This window comes from Micromonospora sp. NPDC005220, assembly GCF_040607895.1.
Taxonomy (GTDB): domain Bacteria; phylum Actinomycetota; class Actinomycetes; order Mycobacteriales; family Micromonosporaceae; genus Micromonospora.
On record NZ_JBEXHP010000040.1, the window covers coordinates 19,595 to 44,344 of the forward strand.

General features: G+C 71.3%; 22 protein-coding genes and 1 pseudogene. 12 read left to right on the forward strand and 11 right to left on the reverse strand.

The window, feature by feature from the left end:
* Positions 1 to 2: 2 nt before the first annotated feature.
* The 3 genes from ABZU52_RS17080 to ABZU52_RS17090 form a co-directional block, all read right to left on the reverse strand.
* Positions 3 to 1,565 (reverse strand): AMP-binding protein, encoded by a 1,563-nt coding sequence (locus tag ABZU52_RS17080; protein ID WP_354971991.1) that lies wholly within the window; start codon positions 1,563 to 1,565, stop codon positions 3 to 5.
* A gap of 187 nt (positions 1,566 to 1,752) precedes the next feature.
* Positions 1,753 to 2,967, reverse strand: a complete 1,215-nt coding sequence (locus ABZU52_RS17085; protein WP_354971969.1) for an acyl-CoA dehydrogenase family protein — start codon at positions 2,965 to 2,967, stop codon at positions 1,753 to 1,755.
* A gap of 1 nt (position 2,968) precedes the next feature.
* The gene (locus tag ABZU52_RS17090) at positions 2,969 to 3,421 is read right to left on the reverse strand and encodes an SCP2 sterol-binding domain-containing protein (RefSeq protein WP_354971970.1); all 453 of its coding nucleotides are present in this window, start codon (positions 3,419 to 3,421) and stop codon (positions 2,969 to 2,971) included.
* A 67-nt stretch (positions 3,422 to 3,488) separates the two neighbouring features.
* On the opposite strand from ABZU52_RS17090, the gene ABZU52_RS17095 reads away from it, so the two are divergent.
* Positions 3,489 to 4,127, forward strand: coding sequence for a TetR/AcrR family transcriptional regulator (locus tag ABZU52_RS17095; RefSeq protein WP_354971971.1), 639 nt, complete (start codon positions 3,489 to 3,491; stop codon positions 4,125 to 4,127).
* Here ABZU52_RS17095 and ABZU52_RS17100 read toward each other — a convergent pair.
* Positions 4,102 to 4,657 (reverse strand): annotated as a pseudogene (locus tag ABZU52_RS17100) (DedA family protein); the annotation flags it as partial. The gene ABZU52_RS17095 and the pseudogene ABZU52_RS17100 overlap by 26 nt on opposite strands.
* A gap of 48 nt (positions 4,658 to 4,705) precedes the next feature.
* Between ABZU52_RS17100 and ABZU52_RS17105 the strand changes: the two are divergent.
* On the forward strand, positions 4,706 to 5,347 hold the full coding sequence (locus tag ABZU52_RS17105; RefSeq protein ID WP_354971972.1) for a response regulator transcription factor: 642 nt from the start codon (positions 4,706 to 4,708) through the stop codon (positions 5,345 to 5,347).
* 18 nt (positions 5,348 to 5,365) lie between these two features.
* Here the strand turns inward: ABZU52_RS17105 and ABZU52_RS17110 are convergent, their stop codons facing one another.
* Both ABZU52_RS17110 and ABZU52_RS17115 read right to left on the reverse strand, forming a co-directional pair.
* Positions 5,366 to 5,986: a DedA family protein gene (locus ABZU52_RS17110; RefSeq protein WP_354971973.1), complete on the reverse strand. Its 621-nt coding sequence runs from the start codon at positions 5,984 to 5,986 to the stop codon at positions 5,366 to 5,368.
* A gap of 182 nt (positions 5,987 to 6,168) precedes the next feature.
* Positions 6,169 to 7,098, reverse strand: a complete 930-nt coding sequence (locus ABZU52_RS17115; protein ID WP_354971974.1) for an SMP-30/gluconolactonase/LRE family protein — start codon at positions 7,096 to 7,098, stop codon at positions 6,169 to 6,171.
* Positions 7,099 to 7,203: 105 nt separating this feature from the next.
* On the opposite strand from ABZU52_RS17115, the gene ABZU52_RS17120 reads away from it, so the two are divergent.
* Positions 7,204 to 7,707 carry an Lrp/AsnC family transcriptional regulator gene (locus tag ABZU52_RS17120; RefSeq protein ID WP_354971975.1) on the forward strand — a complete coding sequence of 168 codons (504 nt, stop codon included), beginning with the start codon at positions 7,204 to 7,206 and terminating at the stop codon, positions 7,705 to 7,707.
* Positions 7,708 to 7,794: 87 nt separating this feature from the next.
* Here the strand turns inward: ABZU52_RS17120 and ABZU52_RS17125 are convergent, their stop codons facing one another.
* Both ABZU52_RS17125 and ABZU52_RS17130 read right to left on the reverse strand, forming a co-directional pair.
* On the reverse strand, positions 7,795 to 8,610 hold the full coding sequence (locus ABZU52_RS17125) for a MaoC/PaaZ C-terminal domain-containing protein (RefSeq protein ID WP_354971992.1): 816 nt from the start codon (positions 8,608 to 8,610) through the stop codon (positions 7,795 to 7,797).
* A gap of 140 nt (positions 8,611 to 8,750) precedes the next feature.
* Complete coding sequence (locus tag ABZU52_RS17130; RefSeq protein ID WP_354971976.1) at positions 8,751 to 10,103, reverse strand: 3-oxoacyl-ACP reductase; 1,353 nt, start codon at positions 10,101 to 10,103, stop codon at positions 8,751 to 8,753.
* A 55-nt stretch (positions 10,104 to 10,158) separates the two neighbouring features.
* Between ABZU52_RS17130 and ABZU52_RS17135 the strand changes: the two genes are divergently transcribed.
* Positions 10,159 to 11,451 (forward strand): acetyl-CoA C-acetyltransferase, encoded by a 1,293-nt coding sequence (locus ABZU52_RS17135; RefSeq protein ID WP_354971977.1) that lies wholly within the window; start codon positions 10,159 to 10,161, stop codon positions 11,449 to 11,451.
* Positions 11,452 to 11,517: 66 nt separating this feature from the next.
* On the forward strand, positions 11,518 to 12,942 hold the full coding sequence (gene purB / locus ABZU52_RS17140) for an adenylosuccinate lyase (RefSeq protein ID WP_354971978.1): 1,425 nt from the start codon (positions 11,518 to 11,520) through the stop codon (positions 12,940 to 12,942).
* A gap of 96 nt (positions 12,943 to 13,038) precedes the next feature.
* Here the strand turns inward: purB and ABZU52_RS17145 are convergent, their stop codons facing one another.
* Positions 13,039 to 13,602 carry a YbjQ family protein gene (locus ABZU52_RS17145; RefSeq protein ID WP_354971979.1) on the reverse strand — a complete coding sequence of 188 codons (564 nt, stop codon included), beginning with the start codon at positions 13,600 to 13,602 and terminating at the stop codon, positions 13,039 to 13,041.
* A 24-nt stretch (positions 13,603 to 13,626) separates the two neighbouring features.
* Complete coding sequence (locus ABZU52_RS17150) at positions 13,627 to 14,307, reverse strand: trypsin-like serine protease (protein ID WP_354971980.1); 681 nt, start codon at positions 14,305 to 14,307, stop codon at positions 13,627 to 13,629.
* Positions 14,308 to 14,663: 356 nt separating this feature from the next.
* Between ABZU52_RS17150 and purS the strand changes: the two genes are divergently transcribed.
* Genes purS through ABZU52_RS17170 form a run of 4 tightly spaced genes read left to right on the forward strand, consistent with a single transcriptional unit; the run spans position 14,664 to position 19,084 of the window.
* Positions 14,664 to 14,927, forward strand: a complete 264-nt coding sequence (gene purS / locus ABZU52_RS17155; RefSeq protein WP_167180584.1) for a phosphoribosylformylglycinamidine synthase subunit PurS — start codon at positions 14,664 to 14,666, stop codon at positions 14,925 to 14,927.
* Positions 14,924 to 15,607 (forward strand): phosphoribosylformylglycinamidine synthase subunit PurQ, encoded by a 684-nt coding sequence (gene purQ / locus ABZU52_RS17160; protein ID WP_354971981.1) that lies wholly within the window; start codon positions 14,924 to 14,926, stop codon positions 15,605 to 15,607. Before purS ends, purQ begins: the two co-directional genes overlap by 4 nt.
* Before the next feature lie 46 nt (positions 15,608 to 15,653).
* Entirely contained in the window at positions 15,654 to 18,323 is a 2,670-nt protein-coding gene (purL, locus tag ABZU52_RS17165; RefSeq protein ID WP_354971982.1) for a phosphoribosylformylglycinamidine synthase subunit PurL, read from the forward strand.
* A gap of 5 nt (positions 18,324 to 18,328) precedes the next feature.
* Positions 18,329 to 19,084: a 2-phosphosulfolactate phosphatase gene (locus ABZU52_RS17170; protein WP_354971983.1), complete on the forward strand. Its 756-nt coding sequence runs from the start codon at positions 18,329 to 18,331 to the stop codon at positions 19,082 to 19,084.
* Between the two features lie 219 nt (positions 19,085 to 19,303).
* On the opposite strand, the gene ABZU52_RS17175 is transcribed toward ABZU52_RS17170, so the two are convergent.
* Positions 19,304 to 21,217: a carboxypeptidase-like regulatory domain-containing protein gene (locus ABZU52_RS17175; RefSeq protein WP_354971984.1), complete on the reverse strand. Its 1,914-nt coding sequence runs from the start codon at positions 21,215 to 21,217 to the stop codon at positions 19,304 to 19,306.
* A gap of 161 nt (positions 21,218 to 21,378) precedes the next feature.
* Between ABZU52_RS17175 and ABZU52_RS17180 the strand changes: the two genes are divergently transcribed.
* The 3 genes from ABZU52_RS17180 (at position 21,379) to purM (ending at position 24,650) form a co-directional block, all read left to right on the forward strand.
* On the forward strand, positions 21,379 to 21,732 hold the full coding sequence (locus ABZU52_RS17180) for a sterol carrier family protein (RefSeq protein WP_354971985.1): 354 nt from the start codon (positions 21,379 to 21,381) through the stop codon (positions 21,730 to 21,732).
* 167 nt (positions 21,733 to 21,899) lie between these two features.
* Positions 21,900 to 23,438 (forward strand): amidophosphoribosyltransferase, encoded by a 1,539-nt coding sequence (purF, locus tag ABZU52_RS17185; protein WP_354971986.1) that lies wholly within the window; start codon positions 21,900 to 21,902, stop codon positions 23,436 to 23,438.
* A gap of 57 nt (positions 23,439 to 23,495) precedes the next feature.
* Positions 23,496 to 24,650 carry a phosphoribosylformylglycinamidine cyclo-ligase gene (gene purM / locus ABZU52_RS17190; RefSeq protein WP_354971987.1) on the forward strand — a complete coding sequence of 385 codons (1,155 nt, stop codon included), beginning with the start codon at positions 23,496 to 23,498 and terminating at the stop codon, positions 24,648 to 24,650.
* Positions 24,651 to 24,750 lie beyond the last annotated feature (100 nt).

The following is a 24,750-nucleotide window of genomic DNA, read 5'->3' on the forward strand; positions in this document are numbered from 1 at the left end:
GGTCAGCCGTAGTAGCGGCGTAGTTCGCGGGTGAGCACCTTGCCGGTGGCGTTGCGGGGCAGGTACTTCACGAAGATCACGTCCCGGGGGACGCTGAACCGGGCCAGGAAGTGCCGGACGTACTCGCGGACCGCCTCGGGGTCGAGCGTCTCGCCGGGGTGCAGGGCGAGGAACGCGGAGAGGCGCTGGCCGTACTCGGGGTCGGGCACGCCGATCACGGCCGCCTCGCGGACCTGCGGCAACTGCGCGAGCAGGTCCTCCACCTCGGACGGGAAGACGTTCTCGCCGCCCGAGACGATCATGTCGTCGGCCCGGCCGTCGACGAAGAGCAGCCCGTCGGCGTTGAGCCGGCCCAGGTCGCCGGTGTCGAGCAGGCCGTCGTGGGTTTCCCGGCTGGCACCGGAGGTGTAGCCCTCGAAGAGCATCTCGTTGCCGACGAAGATCCGCCCGACCCGTCCGTCCGGTACGGGCTGGCCGTCGTCGTCGAGGATCTCCAGCCGGGTACCGTGCGGCGGACGACCAGCGGTGGTGGGTGCCTGACGCAGGTCCTGCGGGCCGGCGATGGAGGCCCAGGAGACCTCGGTGGACCCGTAGAGGTTGTAGAGGACGTCTCCGTACACGTCCATGAACTTCGGGGCCAGCCCGCCGGGCAGGGCGGAGCCGCTGACCGCGACGACAGTGAGAGTGGGGCGGGGGTCCGGCGGCGGCACCTCCAGCAGCCGCTGCACCATCACCGGTACGGCGAAGAGCGCGTCGCACCGGTGCGCGGTCAGGGCGGCGAGCGTGGCGGCCGGGTCGAAGCGGCGGTGCAGCACGATGGTGGCCCGCAGTGCCAGGCACACCTGGAGGGCGGCGAATCCCCAGGTGTGGAAGATCGGCGCGGCGATCATCACCCGGTCCCGGGAATGCAGGGGGATCCGGTCGATGATGGACACCAGCGGTCCGAAACCGCTCGGCGTCGGCCGGCGAGCGCCCTTGGGCGTACCGGTGGTGCCGGAGGTGAGCACGATGATCCGGCCGTCGCGCTCCGGCGGGTGCAGGTCACCCGGGAGTGCTCCGGCCACCAACTCCTCGCGGGCGCGTTCGTCGAGCCGGGGCAGTTCGGCGGGGAGGCCGAGGACCCGCTCGGCGAACTCGTCGTCGTGCACGAGCAGCCGCAGCCGCTGCTCCTCGGCGACGGTGCCCAGTTGGGCGGCGCTGAGCCCGGTGTTGACCAGTACCGCGTCGACGCCGAGCAGGGTGGCGGCGACGATCGTCTCGATCAGCCCGTGGTGGTTGCGGCAGAGCACGCCGATCCGTTGGCCGGCCTGTACGCCGAGCCCGGCCCGCATCGAGCGGGCCATCCGTTCGGCCCGGTCGAGCAGGTCGTGGTAGGTCAGCTCGACACCATCCTCGTCGATGATCGCCGCCCGGCCGGGGTCGCGGGCAGCCGCCTGGCGCAACTCGCCCGCCAGGCTCCACCCCCAGGTACGCAGAGCGTTGAGCTGCGAGGCGACCCGGATCGGGCTGCCGGGGGTGAGCAGGCCGCGACGGGTCAGCGTGGTGACGATGAACGGCAGGTCCATGCCGCAGACCTCCTCGGGGTGGTGCGCGGACGGGGCGGCCCCGTCCATCAGGCTTCTTTCTTTGATCATGCACTGGGCGCGGCCGGAGGCCCAGTCGGCGTCGGCGTGGGGTGACGAAGACGGCACAGATGGTGGAATCCCGACCGCTGTCGGCCCGACTCCTGGAAAGGGGCCGGGCCGACAGCGTTCAGCGGATCTGCATCCCGGAGATCGCCCGGGAGATGACCAGCCGTTGGATTTCCGAGGTGCCCTCGAAGATGGTGTAGATCTTGGCGTCCCGGTACCAGCGCTCGACCGGATGGTCACGCAGGAAGCCGGCCCCGCCGAGCAGTTGCACCGCCTTCTCGGTGACCGACACCGCCACCTCGCTGGCCTTGAGCTTGGACATCGACCCCTCGCCCGCGGTGAACGGGCGGTTGTTGCGGCCCATCCAGGAGGCGCGCCAGACCAGCAGCCGCGCCGCGTCGATCTCCATCCGCATGTCGGCCAGCGCGAACGCGACCGCCTGGTTCTCGATGATCGGGCGTCCGAACTGGACCCGGTCCTTCGCGTAGTCCAGCGCGTACTCGTAGGCTGCCCGGGCCACGCCGAGCGCCTGCGCGCCGACGGTGGGTCGGGACAGCTCGAAGGTACGCATCGCGGCCTGTCCGGTCGCCCGTTGCCCGGACCGGGCGCGGGCCAACCGCTCGTCGAGGGCGTCCTTGCCGCCGAGCAGGCAGCGGCCGGGTACGCGTACCCCGTCGAGGAAGACGTCGGCGGTGTGGGACGCGCGGAGGCCGAGTTTGCGCAGCTTGCGGGTGGCGGCCAGGCCGGGGGTGCCGGGCGGTACGACGAACGCCGCCTGGCCCCGGGAGCCGAGCGTGGGGTCGACCGAGGCGGTGACCACGTGCACTCCGGCGATGCCGCCGTTGGTGGCGTACGCCTTCTGGCCGGTCAGCACCCACTCGTCGGTGGCCTCGTCGTAGACGGCCCGGGTGCGCATCGCGCCGACGTCGGAGCCGGCTTCCGGTTCGCTGGTGCAGAACGCGGCGACGGCCGGAGAGTCGACGTCGCCGAAGCACTGCGGCACCCACTCGACCATCTGGTCGGGGGTGCCGGCGCCGTAGATGGCGGCGACGGCGAGCGAGGTGCCGAAGAGGCTCAGGCCGATGCCGGCGTCACCCCAGAAGAGTTCCTCACTGGCGATCGGCAGGGAGAGCCCAGTCGGGTCGGCCCAGCAGGTGGCGAGGAACTCGAAGCCGTAGAGGCCGACCTTGGCGGCTTCCTGGATCACCGGCCACGGGGTGTCCTCGCGCTCGTCCCACTCGGCGGCGGCTGGGCGCACGACCTCGGCGGCGAAGCCGTGCACCCAGTCGCGTAGATCCCGCTGTTCCTCGTTCAGGTCGAGCGAGAACTCAGCCATGTCAGGCCTTGGGGATGTCGAACAGGTTGGCGATGTTGGCGGCGAGGCCGAGGTCGCCCTTCGCCTTCAACTTGCCGGTCATGAACATCATCACCGGGTTGGCGCCACCGGAGACGATCTTCAGGAACTCGACCGGGCCCATGGTGAGGCTCAGCTTCGGGTCGTGCTGCGGGGTCTCGTTCACGACGCAGGTGCCGTCGGCGATGACCACCTCGTAGGTGTCGCTGCCACCGTCGGGGCGACCGGTGATGACCCAGTGGATGACGGCGTTTGTGGAACCGGCCCGGTCCGCGCGGAACAGCGACGGCATCCGGCCGAACACCTCGCCGAGGATCTTGTCCCGCATGTCACCGGACATCACCTGGGCGATCTTGTCGTCCGGGGTGGACTTGACCAGCTGGGCGAACTCCTTGGGGCCGACGTTGGCGAAGGTGGCCGGGTCGAAGTCAGTCATCAGGTGCGCCTTCCGGAAGATTGGCTACTCGCGCGTAACCCTACGCACGAGTAGGTATGCTCGCAAGGTGTCCAGCGTCCCCGCCTTCAAGCGCCTGCCTCGCGCCGTCCGCGAGCAGCAGATGCTCGACGCGGCCGTCAAGGTCTTCTCCCGACGTGGCTTCCACGCCGCCAGCATGGACGAGATCGCGGAGGACGCCGGCATCTCCAAACCCATGGTGTACGCGTACCTCGGCACCAAGGAAGAGCTCTTCGTCGCCTGCCTGCACCGGGAGGGCACCCGGATGATGCAGGCCATCGCCGGGGCGGCGGCCCCCGACCTGCCAGCCGACGAGCGGCTCTGGCGCGGCCTGAAGGCGTTCTTCGGCTTCGTGGGCGCGCACCGGGACGGCTGGGCGGTGCTCTACCGGCAGGCCCGGGGCGAGCAGCCGTTCGCCGGCGAGCTGGCCACCATGCGGGCCCGGCTGGTCGAGGTGGTCGCCGGGATGCTCGACCACGCGCTGCGCGCCGAGGGCCGCGAGATCGCCGCCATCGACCTGGAGGTCGTCGCGTACGCCCTGGTCGGCGCGACCGAGTCGCTGGCCGACTGGCTCGCGGACCACCCGGAGGCCGAACCGGAGAAGACTGCCACCCGGATGATGAACGTGGCCTGGCTCGGTGCCGCCCAACTCCTGCACGGCGTCACCTGGCGTCCGCCGGCCGACTGACGGCCCCGGCGGAGACACTGTCGGTGCCCGGCTCGGCTCGCCCCGCATGGCGGCGGTTGCGGAGCCAGCGGACCGCCTCGACGACCACCGTCACCGTCAGGGCGAGGCCCAGACCGAGCAGGAGACCACGCAGCGGGTCCTGCTCGAAGGCCAGCCCGCCGACGTAGCCGACCAGCGCCGAGTAGAGCCCCCACGAGCCGGCGGCCAGCGCGTCGAAGGCCAGGAACCGTCGCCGGGGATAGCGCACCGCACCCATGGTGAGGGTGACCGCGGTCCGGCCGCCCGGAATGTAGCGGGCCACGGTGAGGATCAGACCGCCCCGGGTGGCGATCCCCCGGCGGGCCCGGTCGATGGCGGCTCGGCGTCGACCGTCGGGCGGCAGTCGGTCGAGCAGCCGGGTGCCACCGCCCCGCCCGATGGCGTACGAGATGTGGTCGCCGACCAGCGCCCCGGCGGCGGCCACCAGGATCACCGCCGGCAGGTACGGGCGCCCCGGAGGCCGCGAACACCCCCGCGGTGATCACCGCGGTGGACGGCGGCTTCCTGGTCCGGGCCCTGATTCCGGTGGCGGGTGCGGCGTGATCCGGGTGGTGGTGGTCGACGACGAGCAACTGGTCCGGGCCGGGTTGCGGCTGATCCTTGAGGCGGCGGAGGACATCACCGTCGTCGGTGAGGCAGCGGACGGCGCGGGCGCGCTGGAGCAGGCCCAGCGGTTACGCCCCGACGTGGTGCTGCTCGACGTGCGGATGCCGGGCGTCGACGGGCTGACCGTCGCGCCCGAGGTGGTCGCCGCCGGCCCGAAAGTGATCATGTTGACCACCTTCGACCTCGACGAGTACGTGCACCGGGCGCTGCGGGCCGGTGCGGTCGGCTTCCTGCTCAAGGACACCCCGCCCCGCGAGCTGGCCGCCGCCGTTCGGACGGTGGCCGCCGGGAACGCGATGCTCGCCCCGACGGTGACCCGGCGTCTGATCAGCTCGTTCGCCGAGCGTGGTCCGGCCCGCCGGGACGCGGCCCGGGAGCGGCTCGCACCGCTGACCGAGCGGGAGTTGGCGATCGTCCGGGAGGTGGCGCGCGGGCACGGCAACGCCGAGATCGCGCGGCGGCTGACGATGAGCGAGGCCACCGTCAAGGCACACGTCAGCCGGGCGTTGGCGAAACTCCACGCGGGCAACCGGGTGCAGCTGGCCATCCTGGTGTACGACGCCGACCTGCTCTGACCTGCGGCACCGGCACGGTCAGCGGCGCGCGGCGGCGCGGCGGTGCGCCCGGCGGCGTAGCCACCGGATCCCCTCCAGCCCGAACGTGACCACCACCGAGAGCCCCACCCCGGCCAGCACACCCCTCACCGGGTCACGTTCGAAGGCCAGCCCGCCGAAGTAGCCGAGCAGCCCGCAGTACAGCGCCCAGGTGATCGCCGCGATGCTGTCGTACAGCAGGAACGACCGGCGGGGATAACGCACCGCGCCCATGGTGAGGGTGACCGCGGTCCGGCCGCCCGGCACGTACCGGCTGGTGGTCAGGATCATTCCGCCGCGCCGGTCCACGGCCCGGCGGGCCCAGTCGGAGCTGGTCCGCCGGCGGCTGCCGTCGGGCAGGCGGGCCAGCCGGCGGGCGCCACCGCCCTGCCCGATCGCGTACGAGATGTGGTCGCCGACCAGCGCGCCGAGGGCGGCACTGATGATCACCAGGGTCAGGCTGGGATGCCCGGCGCTCGCGGAGAGCACCGCCGCGGTGATCACCGCCGCCTCGCCCGGCACCGCGGGAAAGAACGCGTCGACCGCGGTGAGGCCGAAGATCAGCAGGTACGCCCACGGCGATGTGACCGTCCCCCGGAGGAGGTCGAGCAGGGCGTCCATGCCCCCATGCTCGGCGGCTCGGCGGCGGCCGGTGGCGCTTCGCCGACATTGCGCGGACTGCTCAGCCAAGCGCCGTCTCAGCTCCTGTCGTCAACCGACACTGCCGGGGCTGCGGGCGATGCACTGTTGGATCGCCGCCGTCGTCGTGATCGGGGCGGGCGTATCGGAAGGGTTCGCGTCCCTCATCGCTTCTCGCTGCTGGCCGGGGGGTAATGGGCGCCGTTGAATGTGACTCGCAGCGTGTACACCGAGGTTCCGGCGGTGACGAACAGGTGGTTGCGTTTCGGCCCGCCGAACGTGAGGTTGGCTGCCGGTTCGGGTAGCAGCAACTTGCCGATGAGGGCACCGTCGGGGTCGAAGCAGTGCACCCCGTCCCAGGCCGCCGCCCACACCCGCCCACCGTCATCGAGACGAATGCCGTCGAATCGGCCGAAGTCACACTCGGCGAAGATCTTCCCACCGCCGAGGGTGCCTTCGGCCGTGACGTCAAAGACGCGGATGTGACTGGGGTCCTGCCGTGTATCCACGATGTAGAGCTGCTGTTCGTCGGCTGAGAACGCCAGGCCGTTGGGGCGGCAGAAGTCGTCCGCCACGATGCGCATGTCGCCCGTGGCAGGGTCCAGGCGGAACACGTGACAGGCGCCGTCGAACTCGCTGTCGCCCCTGTTGCCCTCGTAGTCGCTGTGGATGCCGTAAATCGGGTCGGTGAACCAGATTGTGCCGTCGGCGCGGACGACCACGTCGTTGGGGCTGTTGAGCCGCTTGCCGTGAAAGCCGTCGGCGAGCACGGTGATGGTGCCGTCGTGCTCGGTGCGGGTGACCCGTCGATTGCCCTGTTCGCACGTGACGAGCCGACCCTGGCGGTCCACGGTGTTGCCGTTGGCGTAACCCGAGCCGTGGCGGTAGACGCCGACAGCCCCGGTTGTCTCATCCCAACGCAGCATCCGGTCGTTGGGAATGTCGCTCCACACCAGGTAGCGGCCGGCCGGAAAATACGCTGGCCCCTCAGTCTTGCGTGCGCCGCTGTGCAGCCGTTCGACCACGAAGTCGCCGTCGCAGCCACGGAACCGCTCGTCCAGGAGACGGAACTCAGCGGGAACGGTATCGGCCATCGCCTGCCCCTACGTTGGAGTGTCGTTCGGCAAAAACATGTAAGCACCATACTTGATAAGGTCAATAGGTCAGTTGCCCAAATCCTGTTCAATGGAGATGCCTCGGTGGTAGATGACATCGACCGCGCGTTGCTAGCGCACCTGCAGCGGGACGCCACCCAGCCCTACGCGACACTCGCCAAGGCGGTGGGCCTGTCCGCCGGCTCGGCCCATGACCGGGTACGCAAGCTGCGCGAACGTGGCGTGATCCGCCGGACCACCGTCGACGTCGCCCCGGCGCTCGTCGGCCGTGGCGTGTCGGCCTTCGTGATGGTCAGTGCCGACTCGTGGATGGGCGATCCCCCCACCCGCGACGCGCTTGCGGCCATACCCGAGATCCAGGAAGCGCACATCATCGCCGGCGCGGCATCCCTGCTGGTGAAGATCCGTACCGCGACGACCGAAGACCTGCAAGCGGCGCTGCGCCGCATCTTCGGCATCGACGGGGTCACCGGCACCCAGGCCATGGTCGTGCTGGAGACGTTCTTCGAACGTCCGGTGAGCGTGCTCGACTGGCCCGGCGAACCGCACCCGGCGGTCGCCGACGCGTCACCAGGTCAAGGACCGTAGGAGTCAGGCCGCGCGGACCAGGGCCGGTGCGGCGAGCAGCGGGCCGTGCGGGGTCTTGTCGTCGGCGGTCGGGCCGCCCGGGTGCGCTCAGCGCACGAGACCCGCCAGGTGTGGCCGGCCGCGTGAGTCGTGCACTGTGAACCCGCCGTCCGGCAGGAGCGCGAAGCTCACCGTGCTCGGCAGCGGCACTGGCAGCTTGAAGGCGACCTCGACGGTGTACGCGTCCGGCAGTCGGGCCTCCACCGCGGCCAGGCAGCGCGCCTTGCTCCACATGCCGTGCGCGATCGGCCGGCGGAAGCCGAACAGCCGCGCCCCGAGCCGGGACGTGTGGATCGGGTTGTGGTCGCCGGAAACCCGCGCGTACTCCGTACCGACACGTGGTTCCACAGGCCAGCGCGCGGTGGTCGTGGGCGCTGCGGCACGTTCGCCCCGGTCGCGTCCGCCGGACTTGCCCTCCCGACCGAGGTACGTCGAGACGCCGCGCCACACCTCCTCCCCGTCGACCGAGCCGACCAACACCACGTCGACCTGCCGCCCCCGCTCGTGTGGGCGCAGATTGTCCGCGTACGTGATGAAGTCGAGGGTTTCATCGGCGGTGATCGGGCGGTGCACGGTGATCCGGTTGCCGACGTGCACCAGGCCGATCAGCGGGATGGGGAAGTCCGGAGCGGTCATCAGGCGCAGGGCCAGGGGGAAGCCCATGACGTGCGGAAACGTCGCGGGCAGCCGATCGCTGAGCCGGAACCCGCAGACCCGGTCGTAGTCGGCCAGCTGCGTCCGGTCGACGGTCACCCCGCGCACGGTCAACTCGACCGCCGGCAGGTCGGGCCCGCGTCGCCCGCCGCCCAGGCCGGGTAGCGCGCCGAGCAACGCCCGTCGGTGCAGCGCCCCGACCGCCGGCATCCGGGGCAGCTCGACACGGGTACGGCTGCGCGACGACGGCCCGAGCGCCGCCGTCACGGTCTCCGCCGTCAGCGCCTCGGTCGGGCCGTCGATCAGCTCGTGCAGCGAAAGGTCGTCGTCCGGCTCCCCCTTGCCCCGCATCACGCCCCCAGCAGGCTCTGGCCGCAGACCCGGACCACGTTGCCGCTGACCGCGCCGCTGGCCGGCCAGGCGAGCCAACCGATCGTCTCGGCCACGTCCACCGGCAACCCGCCCTGGGCCAGGCTGTTCATCCGCCGGCCCGCCTCGCGGACGACCAACGGGATGCGGGCGGTCATCCGGGTCTCGATGAAGCCGGGGGCCACCGCGTTGACGCTGATTCCCCGTTCGCGCAGGCTCGGGGCGAGCGAGTCGACCAACCCGATCACGCCGGCCTTGCTGGTGGCGTAGTTGGTCTGCCCCCGGTTGCCGGCGATCCCGGCGATCGAGGAGACCGAGATGATCCGCCCGCCGGCCGGGATCAGCTCCCGCTCCAGCAGCACGTCGTTGATCCGCTCCTGGCTGGACAGGTTGACGTCGATGACCTGGTCCCACCGGTCGGCGTCCATCCGGCCGAGCGTCTTGTCCCGGGTGATGCCGGCGTTGTGCACCACCACGTCGACCCGGCCGTGCCGGCTGGCCAGATGCTCGGCGAGTCGGGTCGGCGCGTCCGGCGCGGTCAGGTCGAGTTGGACGGCGGTGCCGCCGATGTCGTTCGCCACCGCGGCGAGCGCGTCGCCGGCGGCCGGGATGTCCAGGGCCACCACCTGCGCGCCGTCGCGGGCCAGCACCTTCGCCAGTGCCGCGCCGATTCCCCGCGCGGCGCCGGTGACCAGCACGACCTGCCCGTCCAGCGGACGATCCCAGTCGGCCGGGGCGCTCGCCGCACCGCCGCCGACCCGGATGACCTGCCCCGACACGTACGCCGACCGCCCGGAGAGGAGGAAGCGGAGGGTCGATTCGAGACCCGTGCGAATGTCGCCCTCGGCGCGGGTCACGTAGACGAGTTGCGCGGTGCTGCCCCGACCGAACTCCTTGCCGATGCTGCGGACCAGCCCTTCGAGGGCACGCTGGGCGGTCGCCTCGCGGGGTGTCGGGCACTCCTGCGGCGGGGTGCCCAACACGATCACCCGGCCGTTGGGCAGCACCGCCCGGGCCTGCGGGTGGAAGAAGTCGTACAGCTGGCGCAGCTCGGTCGAGTCGGTGATCCCGGTGGCGTCGTACACCAGGGCTCCGAAGCGGTCCTGCGGTCCGGCGGTGCCGGTGTCACGCAGCTCGACCCCGGCGGCGGTCAGGATCTTGGCGGCCGGCTCGGCGAGCCGGCCGCCGGTGGCCGCGCCGAGCAGGGCCGGCCCGGGAAGCAGCGGGTCGCCGGGGTGGTGCCGGCGCAGTCGGGGCGGGTCGGGCAGCCCGAGGCGCTTGACCAGCGCGCGGCCGGCGGCCGATTGGACGAAGCTCGCGTACCTGTCGGTCATGGGCGTAGCCTACTGGCGAGTAGGGTTCGAGCAACACATGTCGAGGAGGCGGATCGTGCAGAGCATCCGGCGCGTCGCGGTCATCGGGGGCAATCGCATCCCCTTCGCCCGTTCCAACTCCCGCTACGCGGACGCGTCCAACGCGGACCTGCTCGGCGCGGCGCTGGACGGCCTGATCGCCCGCTACGGGCTGGCCGGGCAGCGGGTCGGCGAGGTGGTCACCGGTGCGGTGCTCAAGCACTCCCGCGACTTCAACCTCACCCGCGAGGTGGTCCTCGGCTCCCGACTCGACCCGCACACCCCGGCGTACGACATCCAGCAGGCCTGCGGCACCGGTCTGGAGGCGACCATCCTGGTCGCCAACAAGATCGCCCTCGGGCAGCTCGACGTGGGCATCGCCGGCGGGGTCGACACCACCTCCGACGCCCCGCTCGCCATCAACGAGGAGATGCGCCGCACGCTGCTCAAGCTCAACTCGGCCCGTACGCTGGGCGAACGGCTCAAGGTCGCGGCGAAGCTGCGCCCGCTCCAGCCGTTCAAGCCGGAGATCCCGCGCAACGCCGAGCCGCGCACCGGCCTGTCCATGGGGGATCACGCCGCCCGCACCGCCCTGCGCTGGCAGATCGACAGGCGATCCCAGGACGAGCTGGCGCTGCGCTCACACCAGCGACTCGCCGCCGCCTACGACCGGGGCTTCTTCGATGACCTGATGACGCCGTACCTGGGGCTGACCCGGGATGCGAACCTGCGCCCGGACAGCAGCCTGGAGAAGCTCGGCTCGCTGAAGCCGGTCTTCGGCACCCGTGGCCCGGATGCCGAGCACGCCACCATGACCGCCGGCAACTCGTCGCCGCTCACCGACGGCGCGTCCACGGTGCTGCTGGCCAGCGAGGAGTGGGCGGCGGCGCATCAGTTGCCCGTACTGGCCTGGTTCAGCTGGTCGGAGACAGCGGCTGTCGACTTCGTGCACGGCGACGAGGGGCTGCTGATGGCACCCGCGTACGCGGTTCCCCGGATGCTGGCCCGCGCGGGGCTGACGTTGCAGGACTTCGACTACTACGAAATCCACGAGGCGTTCGCGTCGCAGGTGCTGGCCACCCTCGCCGCGTGGGAGTCGCCGGAGTTCGCCAAGGACCGGCTCGGCCTGGACGCCCCGCTGGGCGCGATCGACACCGACCGGCTCAACGTGAACGGATCCTCGCTGGCCGCCGGGCATCCGTTCGCCGCGACCGGCGGGCGGATCGTGGCCACGCTGGCCAAGCTGCTGGCCGAGAAGGGCAGCGGACGCGGGCTGATCTCCATCTGCGCCGCCGGTGGTCAGGGCGTGACCGCCATCCTGGAGCGCTGAGGGCGCGCTGATCGTTGGCCCGGCCCGGTCCGGGTGCTGACCAGCGCGTGCGGGACAATGAGGTACGTGACGACGATCCCGAACGTGCTCGCCAACCGGTACGCCTCACCCGAGTTGGTCGCCCTCTGGTCGCCCGAGGAGAAGGTCCGGATGGAGCGGCGGCTCTGGCTCGCCGTGCTCCGCGCACAGCGTGACCTGGGCGTGCCGGTGCCGGACGGTGTGGTCGAGGCGTACGAGCGGGTGCTCGACCAGGTCGACCTCGCCTCGATCGCCGAGCGGGAGCGGGTCACCCGGCACGATGTGAAGGCCCGGATCGAGGAGTTCAGCGCGCTCGCCGGGCACGAGCACGTGCACAAGGGGATGACCTCCCGGGACCTCACCGAGAACGTCGAGCAGCTCCAGGTGCGCGCCTCGCTGGAGCTGATCCGGGACCGGGTGGTGGCCACCCTGGCCCGGCTTGCCTCGCTGGCTCACGAGCACTCCGAGCTGGTCATGACCGGTCGTTCGCACAACGTGGCGGCGCAGGCCACCACGCTGGGCAAGCGCTTCGCGTCGGCGGCGGAGGAGCTGCTGATCGCGTACGAGCGGCTGGAGGAGCTGATCGCCCGGTACCCGCTGCGGGGGATCAAGGGACCGGTCGGCACGGCCGCCGACCAGCTCGACCTCTTCGACGGCGATGCCGACAAGGTGGCCGAGTTGGAGCGGCGGGTCGCTGAGCACCTGGGCTTCTCCCGGGTTCTGGACAGCGTCGGGCAGGTCTACCCGCGCTCGCTCGACTTCGACGTGCTGGCCGCGCTGGCCCAGACCGCCGCCGCGCCGTCGTCGTTGGCCACCACGATCCGGTTGATGGTCGGCCAAGAGCTGGCGACGGAGGGCTTCAAGCCGGGCCAGGTGGGTTCCAGCGCGATGCCGCACAAGATGAACACCCGCTCGTCGGAGCGGGTGAACGGGTTCGCCGTGATCATTCGGGGTTACCTGTCGATGGTCGGCGAGTTGGCCGGCGACCAGTGGAACGAGGGGGACGTGTCCTGCTCGGTGGTCCGACGGGTGGCACTGCCGGACGCGTTCTTCGCCGCCGACGGGCTGTTCCAGACGTTCCTCACCGTGCTCGACGAGTTCGGCGCGTACCCGGCGGTGATCAACCGGGAGCTGGAGCGCTTCCTGCCGTTCCTGGCCACCACGAAGGTCCTGGTCGCGGCGGTCCGGCGGGGCGTCGGTCGGGAGGTCGCCCACGAGGTGATCAAGGAGCACGCGGTCGCCGTGGCGCTGGCCATGCGCGAGAAGGGCTCACCGGAGAACGACCTCTTCGACCGCCTGGCGGCGGACGGTCGACTCGGCCTGTCCCGCGCCGACATCGACACCCTGGTCGCCGACCGCAACGCCTTCGTAGGCGCCGCCCAAGCCCAGGTGGAAGCGGTAACCCGCCGCATCACGGCCGTCGTGGAAGCCCACCCGGAGGCGGCAACCTACACCCCACCCCCCATCCTGTAGTCCCCCGCCCTCGCTTTCCTTGTTGATCAAGAGGTTTGCGTCATTTTCGATCTCCTGGATGACGCAAACCTCTTGATCAACGGGGCAGGGGTGGGGTTATCCGTGGGTGGGGGTTTCTGGGGCTGTTCGTAGGTTGGGGCCGCTTGCGGGTTCGGCGATGCCGCCGAGAGACTCGGCGAAGGCGGGGTCGGTGGCGGTCTCCGCCGCCACCGCCGGCTGGTCGGCCGGCATGACCTGGGGCATCGTGGGTACGGCGATAACCGCCGTGCCGTACGCGCAGATCTCCATCCACAGCTCACCGCAGTCCCGGCTGTCGAACCGCATGCCGATCACCGCGTTCGCGCCGAGCCGCAGGGCCTCCTCGCCGAGGCGCGTCACCGAGTCGGTACGCCACCGGGTCAGGTTGTCCGGGGCCATCGGGTCGTACGCGCCACCGCGCAGGTTCTTCACACCCTCGCGGTACGGGTTGCGCGTCCTGGCCATCGATGACACCACCTCACCGAGAATCTGGCGGATCTCGTAGCCGGGCAGTTGATCTGTCGTCACGACCAGCACGTTTCCGATGCTGTCAGGAGTGGCGCGACCCGATCGTGTGCATTGTTCACCTGATCGGATGCTGCAAAACGGAGCGGCGCGGACGGTCGGCGCGTGGCCGACCATCCGCGCCTCACCGGGCGCTAACCGTCAGACACCGGCCACCGAGGTGATCCAGGCCCGGTTGTACGCAACGCTGCCGTAGTTCTGGATGCTCGACCCGTCGGCGGTGGAGGCGACGCCGACCTGCTGACCGTTGTAGAACTGCGGGCCACCGGAGTCACCGCGCCAGGCGTTGCCGTTGATCCGGGTGCTGCGGATGGCCTGGCCGCCGTAGGCGTCGGTGACGCTGTTGCTGGTCACCCGGACGGTGGCGGTCTTCAGTTGGGTGGACGCCGAGCAGCCGCTGTAGCAGGTCATGCCCCAGCCGTAGATCGAGTTCGTCGAGTTGATCGGCGGGTTGCTGCTGGCCAGGCTCACCGCGGAGGTGCTGACGGTGCTGGAAAGCCGCATGAGCGCGAGGTCGTTGCGGGTGTAGGTGGCGCTGACCGTGCGGGTGACCCCGCCGGAGGTGCGGTCGACGCTTCCGACGCGCACCGACATGGTGCCGCTGATGCAGTGCCGGGCGGTGAGCACCCACTGCGCGGCGATGACGCTGCCGGAGCAGGTGAACGAGCCGTTGCTGAGCACCGCGGCGGCCCAGGGCGCGGACGAGACGGTGCCGCCGCCGATGATGTTCGGGCTGGGCGGGGCGGCGGACGCGGCGGAGGTGACGCCGAGGGCGCCGACCAGCGCGATGCTGAGTACGGCGAGCAGGGGGCGGATGCGCATCGGGGGGACTCCTTGGACGGGGCGGGCCCGGGGTCGCCGGGTGCGGGTGAGGCGGCAGCGGGGGTTTCCACCAGCGCCTGAATCGACTTACGTCGATGTACAGTAGGGCGCGACGCGGTCGTTATCAAGGATCAGATCGAGATCGACTGATGTAACGATTCGGCCACCCGCTGCGCCGTATATGTCCTGCTGAAGCCGGCTGTCGCGGCTGGCGGGTCACCCTGAGCGCCGGTAATGTCGATCACTGCCTGAACTGCACCCGGCCGGTGCGTCCGCGGCGATATCTGCCAGGTACGCTGGCTGCGCTCGCCCATTGTGGGTCGGCACCCAACTGCGTACACAGTCAGGAGTGCCCAGTGCCTCGCGTCGTCGTCGACGTCATGCTCAAGCCCGAGATCCTCGATCCGCAGGGCCAGGCCGTCGCAAACGCGCTGCCCCGGCTCGGCGTCAATGACGTCGCCTCGGTTCGGATCGGCAGGCGGATCGAGATCGAGTTCACCGGTGAACCGGACCTGGACCGCGCTCGGGAGATCGCCGACAAACTGCTCGCCAACCCGGTCATCGAGGACTTCACCGTCCGCCTGGTCGAGGCCGACGAGACCGCGGACGCCCGCTCGTGACCGCCCGGGTGGGTGTGGTCACCTTCCCCGGCTCGCTCGACGACGGGGACGCGGCCCGAGCCGTCCGGATCGCCGGCGCTGAGCCGGTCCGGCTCTGGCACGGCGACCCGGAGCTGCACGGCGTCGACGCTGTCGTCCTGCCCGGCGGGTTCTCCTACGGTGACTACCTGCGGTGCGGTGCCATCGCCCGGTTCGCCCCGGTGATGGAGACGCTCGTGGACGCCGCCCGGGGTGGCCTGCCGGTGCTCGGCATCTGCAACGGCTTCCAGATCCTCTGCGAGGCGCACCTGCTGCCCGGCGCGCTCACCCGCAACCAGCACCTGCACTTCCGCAACCGGGACCAGGTCCTGCGCATCGAGTCGGCCGGGACCGCGTGGACCAACGCGTTCCAGCCCGGCCAGGAAGTGCTCATCCCGGTCAAGAACGGCGAGGGCTGCTACGTCGCGGACACCGCGACGCTGGACCAGCTCGAAGCCGAGGGCCGGGTCGTCGCCCGTTACGTCGGCGGCAACCCCAACGGGTCCCAGCGCGACATCGCCGCGATCACCAACGCCGCCGGCAACGTTGTCGGCATCATGCCGCACCCCGAGCACGCGGTGGAGGCGCTCACCGGCCCCTCGCTGGACGGCCTCGGCTTCTTCACGTCGGTCCTCAAGCACCTGGTCGGGGCGCCGGCATGAGTGCGAGGAGCGGTTCCGGCGGGCACGAGCGCAGCGAGGAGAGGTCATGACCACCCATCCGGACCCGGTACGGGACACACCGGAGGCGTACTCCGCCCCGGCGCAGCCGGGCGAGCCGAGCCCGGCGCAGCCGGTCGCACCGGCGACCGCTCCCGCCCAGCCGGCCGCCGCCATCTGGACCGACGGCGTGGACACCGTGCCGCGTGCCGGTGGCACCCCGGGCGAGCTTCAGCCGTACACCGAGCTGGGCCTGCGTGACGACGAGTACGACCGGATCCGGCAGATCCTCGGCCGCCGGCCCACGCAGTCCGAGCTGGCCATGTACTCGATCATGTGGAGCGAGCACTGCTCGTACAAGTCGAGCAAGGTGCACCTGCGCCAGTTCGGTGAGAAGGCCCCGCACAGCGACCGGCTGCTCGCCGGCATCGGTGAGAACGCCGGTGTCGTGCAGGTCTCCGACGAGCTGGCGGTGACCTTCAAGGTCGAGTCGCACAACCACCCGAGCTTCGTCGAGCCGTACCAGGGCGCGGCGACAGGCGTCGGCGGCATCGTCCGGGACATCCTCGCCATGGGTGCCCGCCCGGTCGCCGTGATGGACCCGCTGCGCTTCGGCGCCGCGGACCACCCGGACACCGCCCGGGTGCTCACCGGTGTGGTGGCCGGCGTCGGCGGCTACGGCAACTGCCTCGGCCTGCCCAACATCGGTGGTGAGCTGGTCTTCGACCCGTCCTACCAGGGCAACCCTCTGCTCAACGCGCTCTGCCTGGGCGTGCTCCCGGTCGACCGGCTGCAGAACAAGGCAGCCGCCGGCCCAGGCAACGTTGTCGTGCTGATGGGCGCCAAGACCGGCCGGGACGGCATCGGCGGCGTCTCGGTGCTGGCCAGCGCCACCTTCGACGAGGGCAGCGAGGCCCGCCGACCCGCCGTGCAGGTCGGCGACCCGTTCACCGAGAAGCTGCTGATCGAGGCGTGCCTCGAGCTGTACGACGGCCAACTGGTCGTCGGCATCCAGGACCTCGGCGGCGCCGGCCTGACCTGCGCGCTCACCGAGACCGCCGCCGCTGCCGGCACCGGCATGCGGGTCTGGCTGGAGCGGGTGCCGCTGCGCGAGCCCTCGATGGACCCGCACGAGATCCTGGCCAGCGAGTCGCAGGAGCGGATGCTGCTGGTCGTCGAGCCGGACAAGCTCGACGCCGTGCTCAAGACCTGCGAGAAGTGGGGCGTCCTCGCCACCGCGATCGGTGAGGTCACCGCACCGGAGCCGGACGGCCGCCCGGGTCGACTGCTGATCACCTGGCAGGACCACCTGGTCGTCGACGTGCCACCGGGTTCGCTCGTCGACGACGGCCCGGTCTACGCCCGGCCGATGCGGGAGCCGGCCGACCTGATCCTGCTCCAGGCCGACCGGGCCGAGACGCTGCCCCGCCCGGCCGACCCGGAGGCGCTGCGGGAGACCGTGCTGCGCATGATCGCGTCGCCCAACCTGGCCGACAAGACCTGGGTCACCGAGCAGTACGACCGCTACGTGCTGGGCAACACCGTGCTCGCCCAGCCGGAGGACGGCGGCGTGATCCGGATCGACGAGCGGACCGGCCTCGGCGTGGCGCTGTCGGTCGACGGCAACGGTCGGTACGCCCGACTGGACCCGTACCACGGCACCAAGCTGGCCCTGGCCGAGGCGTACCGGAACGTGGCGGTGACCGGCGCGAAGCCGATCGCCGTGACCAACTGCCTCAACTTCGGCTCGCCGGAGGACCCGGGCGTGATGTGGCAGTTCGCCGAGGCCGTGCGCGGCCTGGCGGACGGCTGCCTGGAGCTGGGCATCCCGGTGACCGGCGGCAACGTCAGCTTCTACAACCAGACCGGCGCGGCGGCCATCCACCCGACCCCGGTGGTCGGCGTGCTGGGCGTGCTGGACAACGTCGCCGACCGGGTGCCGATGGGCTTCGTGCCGCGCGCCGGTGGCGACCACGACCAGCTCTACCTGCTCGGTGAAACGAACGTGGAGCTGTCCGGCTCGGAGTGGGCCTGGGTGACGCACGAGCACCTCGGCGGCATTCCGCCGCAGGTCGACCTCGGGCGGGAGAAGGCGCTCGCCGAGCTGCTGGCCGAGGCGGCCCGGGTCGGTCACCTCAGCTCGGCACACGACCTCTCCGACGGTGGCCTCGCGCAGAGCCTGGTCGAGTCCTGCCTGCGTCGCGGCGTCGGTGCCCGGATCGCGGTGCCGGAGCAGTTCGCCGAGGGCTCGATGCCGTTCGTCTACCTGTTCAGCGAGTCCGCCACCCGTGCGCTGGTGTCGGTGCCGCGCGGTCACGACAAGGCGTTCGCGGCGCTCTGCGCCGAGCGGGGCGTGCCGTTCGAGCTGATCGGCGTCACCGACCCGGCCGGCGGTGCGCTTGAGGTGCACGGCCAGTTCCGGATCGGCCTGGACGAGCTGCGCGCCGCGCACACCGAGACGTTGCCGCGCCTCTTCGGCGGCTCGGCGGCTGTCGAGGTGCCCGCGCCGGCCGCCGGTGTGGCGGGTGCGGTCGAGGGCGTTCCGCTGCCGGTTGCTCAGGCCGAGCCGCTCGACGCGGCCGAGGTGGTTTCCGAGCCGATCGCCTCTTCGGGCCCTTCCCCGGAGACCGGCGCGGTCGAGCCGATCGGGTCAGAGCAGCCCGGCGCGGTGTCCGAGTCTGACACCGGTGTCACCGAACCGGCGCCTGACGAGCGCTGAGGGCGGTGGCGGCCACCGTCTTCGGCCAACCCGGTTCCGGTGCCCGGTTCGACTGGGGGCTTACCGGGGCGGCCGAGCTCGGTCGGGTCTGCGCGGCGCTGGTGGTGGTGGACGTGTTGTCGTTCACCACCGCCGTTGAGGTGGCGGTCGCCCGGGGCATGCGGGTGCACCCGTTCCCCTGGGGTGAGCAGGCCGCCGAGTACGCCGTCCGGGTGGGCGCGACCGCCGCGGTCGGGCGGCGGCAGACGACAGTGGAACACCCGTGGTCGCTCTCGCCCGCGGCGCTGAGCAGCGCACCCGTGGTGGCGGACCTCGTGCTGCCCTCCCCGAACGGCTCCGCCATCAGCGCCGCCGCCAGTGCCACCGGCCTGCCGGTGGTCGCGGCGTGCCTGCGCAACGCACGCGCCGTCGGGCGTTGGCTGCGCCGCCAGGGGTACGGCACGGTGGACGCCCCGATCGGCGTGATCGCCGCAGGGGAGCACTGGCCGGACGGGTCGCTGCGCCCGTCGGTGGAGGACCAACTCGGCGCCGCCTCGGTGCTTGACGCCCTCTCCGGCGTGCCGGGTGGGCTCTCGGTGGAGGCGGCCATGGCGCTCGCCGCGCTGGCCAGCACCCCGGATCTGCCCGCCGCAGTGCGTGGCAGCGTCTCCGGGCGGGAGTTGACTGAGAGCGGCTTCGGCGCGGACGTCGACGTCGCCGTCCGGATCGGCGTGTCGGACGTCGTACCGGTGCTCCACCAGGGAGTCTTCTCCGCCGCCTGACCGCCTGACCGCCTGACCGCCTGACCGCCTGACCGCCTGACCGCGTCTGGCCGCACCGGCCGCCCGCGTCCGGCCCGCACCCTGTGATCAACTCGGCTTTCAGGAAGTCGGGGTGTCCAGGGCTGCGGGATGGTCCGACTTCCTGAAAGCCGAGTGGGTCTTACAGCGAAACGGCCACCCGGAGAATCCGGGCGGCCGTTTCCGTGCGCTGTGGTGGGGTCAGTCGTCCAGCCAGTCGAGGCGACGACCGCCGCGCTCGGTCGGGGGCGGCGGGGTCTCCGGTCGGTTCCGCCCGGCGGGCTGGCCGTAGCCGCCCTGGTCGTAGCCTCGGTCGTCGTAGCCGCCGCGCTGCTGCGGAGGCTCCTGGCCGTAGCTGCCGCCCTGGTCGTACCCGCCGGCGGGCTGGCCGTAGCCGCCCTGGTCGTAACCGCCAGCCTCCGGACCGCCGTATCCCTTGGTCGGCTCGGTCGCGCGACCGCCGTACGGGGCGGGATCGGGCTGGCCGTACCCCTGCCCCTGCTCCGGCTGGTAGACGCCGGTGGCGTACGGGTCGGCCGGGGCCGGGTACTGGGTGCTGTCGCCGGTGTACCGGCCGGTCGGCTCGTCGAACCGCTCGCCGTAGGCCGCGCCGCCAGCGGGAGCCGGCGGGTAGGCGGCGGTGCCGCCCGGGGCGTCGTAGTCACGGCTGCCGTAGCCGCCACCGGAGGCCGGAGCGTTGCCGTAGCCACCAGCGGGCGCTGGTGCGCCGCCGTAGCCGGCACCGGAACCAGGCGCGCCACCGTAGCCGTCACCGGCCGCACCGTAGCCGCCCTCGGCGCCAGCCGGAGTGCCGTAGCCGCCACCCGAAGCGGGCGCGTTGCCGTAACCGTACCCACCGGGCGCTGGCTCGTCGCCGTAGCCGGCGCCGCCCCAGCCCTGCTGACCCGCGCCGCCGTACGTCTGGGCAGGTGCGCCGTACGGGTCCGGCGGCACGTCGTCGACCACCGGGCGGTGCATCATCGTCGGAGCCTCGCTCAGCGCCGCGCCGCCGACCATGGTCGGGTCTACTCCGCCGCCGGGACGACCACCGACCACCCGGGTCTGGTCGTCGGGACCGCGGAACCCGCCCCGAGAGGGCGGCACCACACCGCCGCCACCAGCGGCCGCCGGAGCGCCGTCGTCGTCGCCGTTCTCCCGGCGCTTCATCCAGAGCAGCACGATAGTGCCGACACCGGCGGCGACCAGAAGACCACCGAGCAGGATGATCAAGTACGAGCCGATGCCGCCGCTGTCCTCGGTGTTCGCGGCGTTTGCCGGAGCACCCTGGCTGGCCTCCTCGGTGGGCTCCTCCTCGGTGCCCTCCTCGGTCGCAGCGTCCTCGGTGGGGGTGGCCTCGGGGGTGGCGGACGGGGTGGCGCTGGGCGTCACCTCGACCCTGATCGCGAGGCTGAGCCGCTGCCCGGTGATGGCCTGGCCCGCGCTGGCGTTGAAGGACTTGAACGCCTTGATGTTGTCGAACGAAGCGCCGAGGTCGATCCGGCCGGGCGCGATCGGCTTGTCGGTGGTGCCGGTGAAGCGGAAGTCGCCACTGCCGTTGCTGGTGGCGTCGTAGCGGTGACCGGCGGTGTCCTGGAGAACCACGAACGCGTTCGGCACGGCCTTGCCGTCCGCCTGCGCGACCACCTTGCCGGCGACCGACCGCACGGTCTGGTTCTGCTGCGGCGGCGGCGGAGCGGCCTTGCCCTTCACCGTCAGCGAGACGTTGGCGGTGTCCGGGCCCGAAGGGGCCTCGACCGCTACCGTGATGGTCGCGGTCGCGTCGCCAGCGTTGTCGCTGGCCGCGATCCGGACCAGCACCGACCCTGTCGGGTTGCCCAGGGCGCCGCCGGAGAGTTTGACATCGCCGCAACCACTGGCGCAGCTGACGCCGGACGGGAGGCCGGAGAGGCTGACCTTCGCCGACTCGTCGCCATTACCCCCAGTGACGCGTACGGTGATCGTGGCGTCGCTGCCGGCGTTTACGGTGACCGAGCCGGGGGAAACGCTGACCTCTGCAGCCATGGCTGGTGTGGCGGGGACGGCGAGCAGAGCGCCGGCAACCAGCGCTACGACCACACCGGCCCGCTGCTTCCAGGCACGTCGGTGTGTTGACACGTCCACCGCCTTCCGGGCTGACTTCCCTCTGACCGGCGGGGCGCCGGGCCGGGGATCATCACGGTACGAATACGCCGTCGGCAACTATGCCTTGTCCGACTGCATGAGCGCGACCCAGGGGCAGCGTCGCGTGTCTGGCCTGGGGGCCGTATCGTCCCGTCGTGTCCTCTCCGCACATTAAGTCCGCTGCCGTTACGGCCGCGTTGTCGGCGCTCGACGAGGGGCGTACGCCCGAACGGCCGGTGTTCCGAGAGGCGGTCCGGTCGTTGTTGGCCGTCCTCGCGGAGCGCGCCCCCGGCCGATCGGTGGAGGTGCGCGTCCCACCATACGGGGCGATCCAGTGCGTACCGGGGCCTCGACACACCAGAGGAAACCCACCAAACGTTGTCGAGATGGCCCCGAACACCTGGTTGGAGCTGGCGACCGGCAGGGTGGGCTGGGCGGAGGCGGTCACCGACGGTCGCGTCCAGATGAGTGGCAACCGTGCGGACCTCTCGGCGTATCTGCCCCTCTAGTCGTCCCGATGCCTCACTCCCCGTGACGCTGAGCAGGGAAATCGTGACGTTCTGTATTGACGGCGATTCGCGTACACTGTCAGGCGACGACAGTGGTCCCGGCAGAGGAGTGTGGATCCGCCCGTGATCCCGCCCGGCCGGTCCAGACCAGCATGAGGGAGCGGTAGGTGCCCCGAGGCGACGGCCGGCTGAGCCACGACCTTGACCCCCAACGACCTGGCCCCCAGGATGCCTGCGGCGTCTTCGGCGTCTGGGCCCCCGGCGAAGAGGTCGCCAACCTGACCTACTTCGGCCTCTACGCCCTCCAGCACCGCGGCCAAGAGGCGGCGGGCATCGCGGTCAGCGATGGCTCCGGCGTGGTGGTCTACAAGGACCTCGGCCTGGTGGCGCAGGTCTTCGACGAGCCCACCCTGGCGAGCCTGCGCGGTCACCTGGCGATCGGGCACGCCCGATACTCCACCACCGGCGCGTCGAACTGGGAAAACGCCCAGCCGACGATCCGGTCGACCACCTCCGGCACGACCATCGCGCTGGCCCACAACGGCAACCTGGTCAACACGGCCGAGCTGGAGAAGGAGGTCGCCGAGCGCGGCCTCATCGCGGACGGTTCGACAAACGACACCTCTCTGGTGACGATGCTGCTCGCCAGCCGACCGGATCTGTCGGTCGAGGCGGCCGCGCTGGAGGTGCTGCCGCAGCTGCGTGGCGCGTTCAGCTTCGTCTTCATGGACGAGTCGACGCTCTACGCGGCCCGCGATCCGCACGGCGTCCGCCCGCTGGTGCTCGGCCGCCTGGAGCGCGGCTGGGTCGTGGCCAGCGAGACGGCCGCGTTGGACATCGTCGGCGCCAGCGTGGTGCGCGAGGTCGAGCCGGGCGAGCTGATCGCGATCGACGAGAACGGTCTGCGCTCCACCCGGTTCGCCGCGCCGGAGCCGAAGGGCTGTCTCTTCGAGTACGTCTACATCGCGCGCCCGGATGCCACGATCGCCGGGCGTAACGTCCACGCGGCGCGGGTGCAGATCGGGCGGCAGCTGGCCAAGGAGCACCCGGTCGAGGCCGACCTGGTCATCCCGGTGCCCGAGTCGGGCACGCCGGCCGCGATCGGGTACGCGGAGGCCTCCGGCATCACCTACGGCGCCGGCCTGATGAAGAACCCGTACGTGGGTCGCACCTTCATCCAGCCGTCGCAGACCCTGCGTCAGCTCGGCATCCGGCTCAAGCTCAACCCGCTGCGGCAGAACGTCCGGGGCAAGCGGTTGGTGGTCGTGGACGACTCGATCGTGCGCGGCAACACCCAGCGCGCCATCGTCCGGATGCTGCGTGAGGCGGGGGCGCTGGAGGTGCACGTCCGGATCTCCTCGCCGCCGGTCAGCTGGCCCTGCTTCTACGGCATCGACTTCGCCACCCGGGCGGAGCTGCTGGCCAACGGGTTGGACAACGACGGCATCCGGCGCTCCATCGGCGCCGACACGCTGGGCTACGTTTCGCTTCCTGGCCTGATCGCCGCGACCGAGCAGCCGAAGACCCGGTTGTGTCGGGCGTGTTTCGATGGGGAGTACCCGATCGAGTTGCCGGCCGGCAACCTGATCGGAAAGCACGTGCTCGAAGGGGTGGGCCGACGCGTCGCCAACTCGGCGCCGGAGGCCCCGCCCACCAACGGCTCGTCCGTCGCCACCGCGGGTGGCGTTACCGCAAACCGCCCGTAGCACCAACCGGCGCGGCCCGGCTACCGCCGGCGGCACCGAGAACCAAAGGGGAGAACCGTGACGCACGTGTCCGAGCGCAGCGGCGCAGGAAGCAGCCCGACCGGCGCCGGCGGCGACCGCCAGCCGTGGACGGGCGGTGCAGGCCGCCAGGCGCGCAAACGCTCGGTCTCGTACGCCGACGCCGGTGTCTCCATCGACGCGGGCGACCGCGCGGTGGAGCTGCTCAAGTCGAAGGTGCGGCAGACCCGCCGTCCCGAGGTGCTCGGTGACCTCGGTGGCTTCGCCGGCCTGTTCCGGCTGGACACGAAGAAGTACAAGAGCCCGATCCTGGCGTCCTCCACCGACGGGGTGGGCACCAAGCTGGTGATCGCCCAGCAGATGGACATTCACGACACGGTCGGCATCGACCTGGTCGCGATGGTCGTCGACGACCTGGTGGCCTGCGGCGCCGAGCCGCTGTTCCTGCTCGACTACATCGCCACCGGCGAGGTCGTTCCGGACAAGGTCGCCGAGATCGGCGCGGGCATCGCCGACGGCTGCCGCTACGCCGGCTGCGCGCTGCTGGGCGGGGAGACCGCCGAGCACCCCGGCGTCCTACGCCCGGACGAGTACGACATCTCCGCGACCGGTGTGGGCGTCGTCGAGGAAGCCGACATCCTCAGCCCGGAGCGGGTCGAGGTGGGCGACGTGGTGATCGCCATGCGCTCCTCCGGCCTGCACTCCAACGGTTACTCGCTGGTCCGGCACGTGCTGCTCGGTGCGGCCCGGATGCGCCTGGACATCGTGATCGACGACTTCGGTCGGCAGCGGACCCTCGGTGAGGAACTGCTCACCCCGACCAAGATCTACGCCAAGGACTGCCTCAAGCTGATCGCCGAGGCCGAGGTGCGGGCGCTGTCCCACATCACCGGTGGCGGCATCCCCGGCAACCTGGTCCGGGTGCTGCCCGAGCACGTCGACGCCGTGGTCAACCGGTCCACCTGGAAGCCGCAGCCGATCTTCGACCTGATCCAGTCCAAGGGGCGCATCGACGACCACGACATGGAGTCGACCTTCAACATGGGCGTCGGCATGTTCGCGATCGTGTCGGCCGAGGACGCCGACCGGGCGCTGGCCACCCTGACCGGCCGTGGGGTCGAGGCATGGCAGGCCGGCGAGATCATCGAGGGCACCGGCAACGTACAGATGGTCGGTCAGCACACCCGAGGATGATCACCCCTCCGTTGATCGTACGAGCACCTGATCAGGGCTTCACCCGAGTGGCCAGTGCCGCCTAGCCTGAAGGGCTCAGGCTAGGCGGAGGAGGGTGATG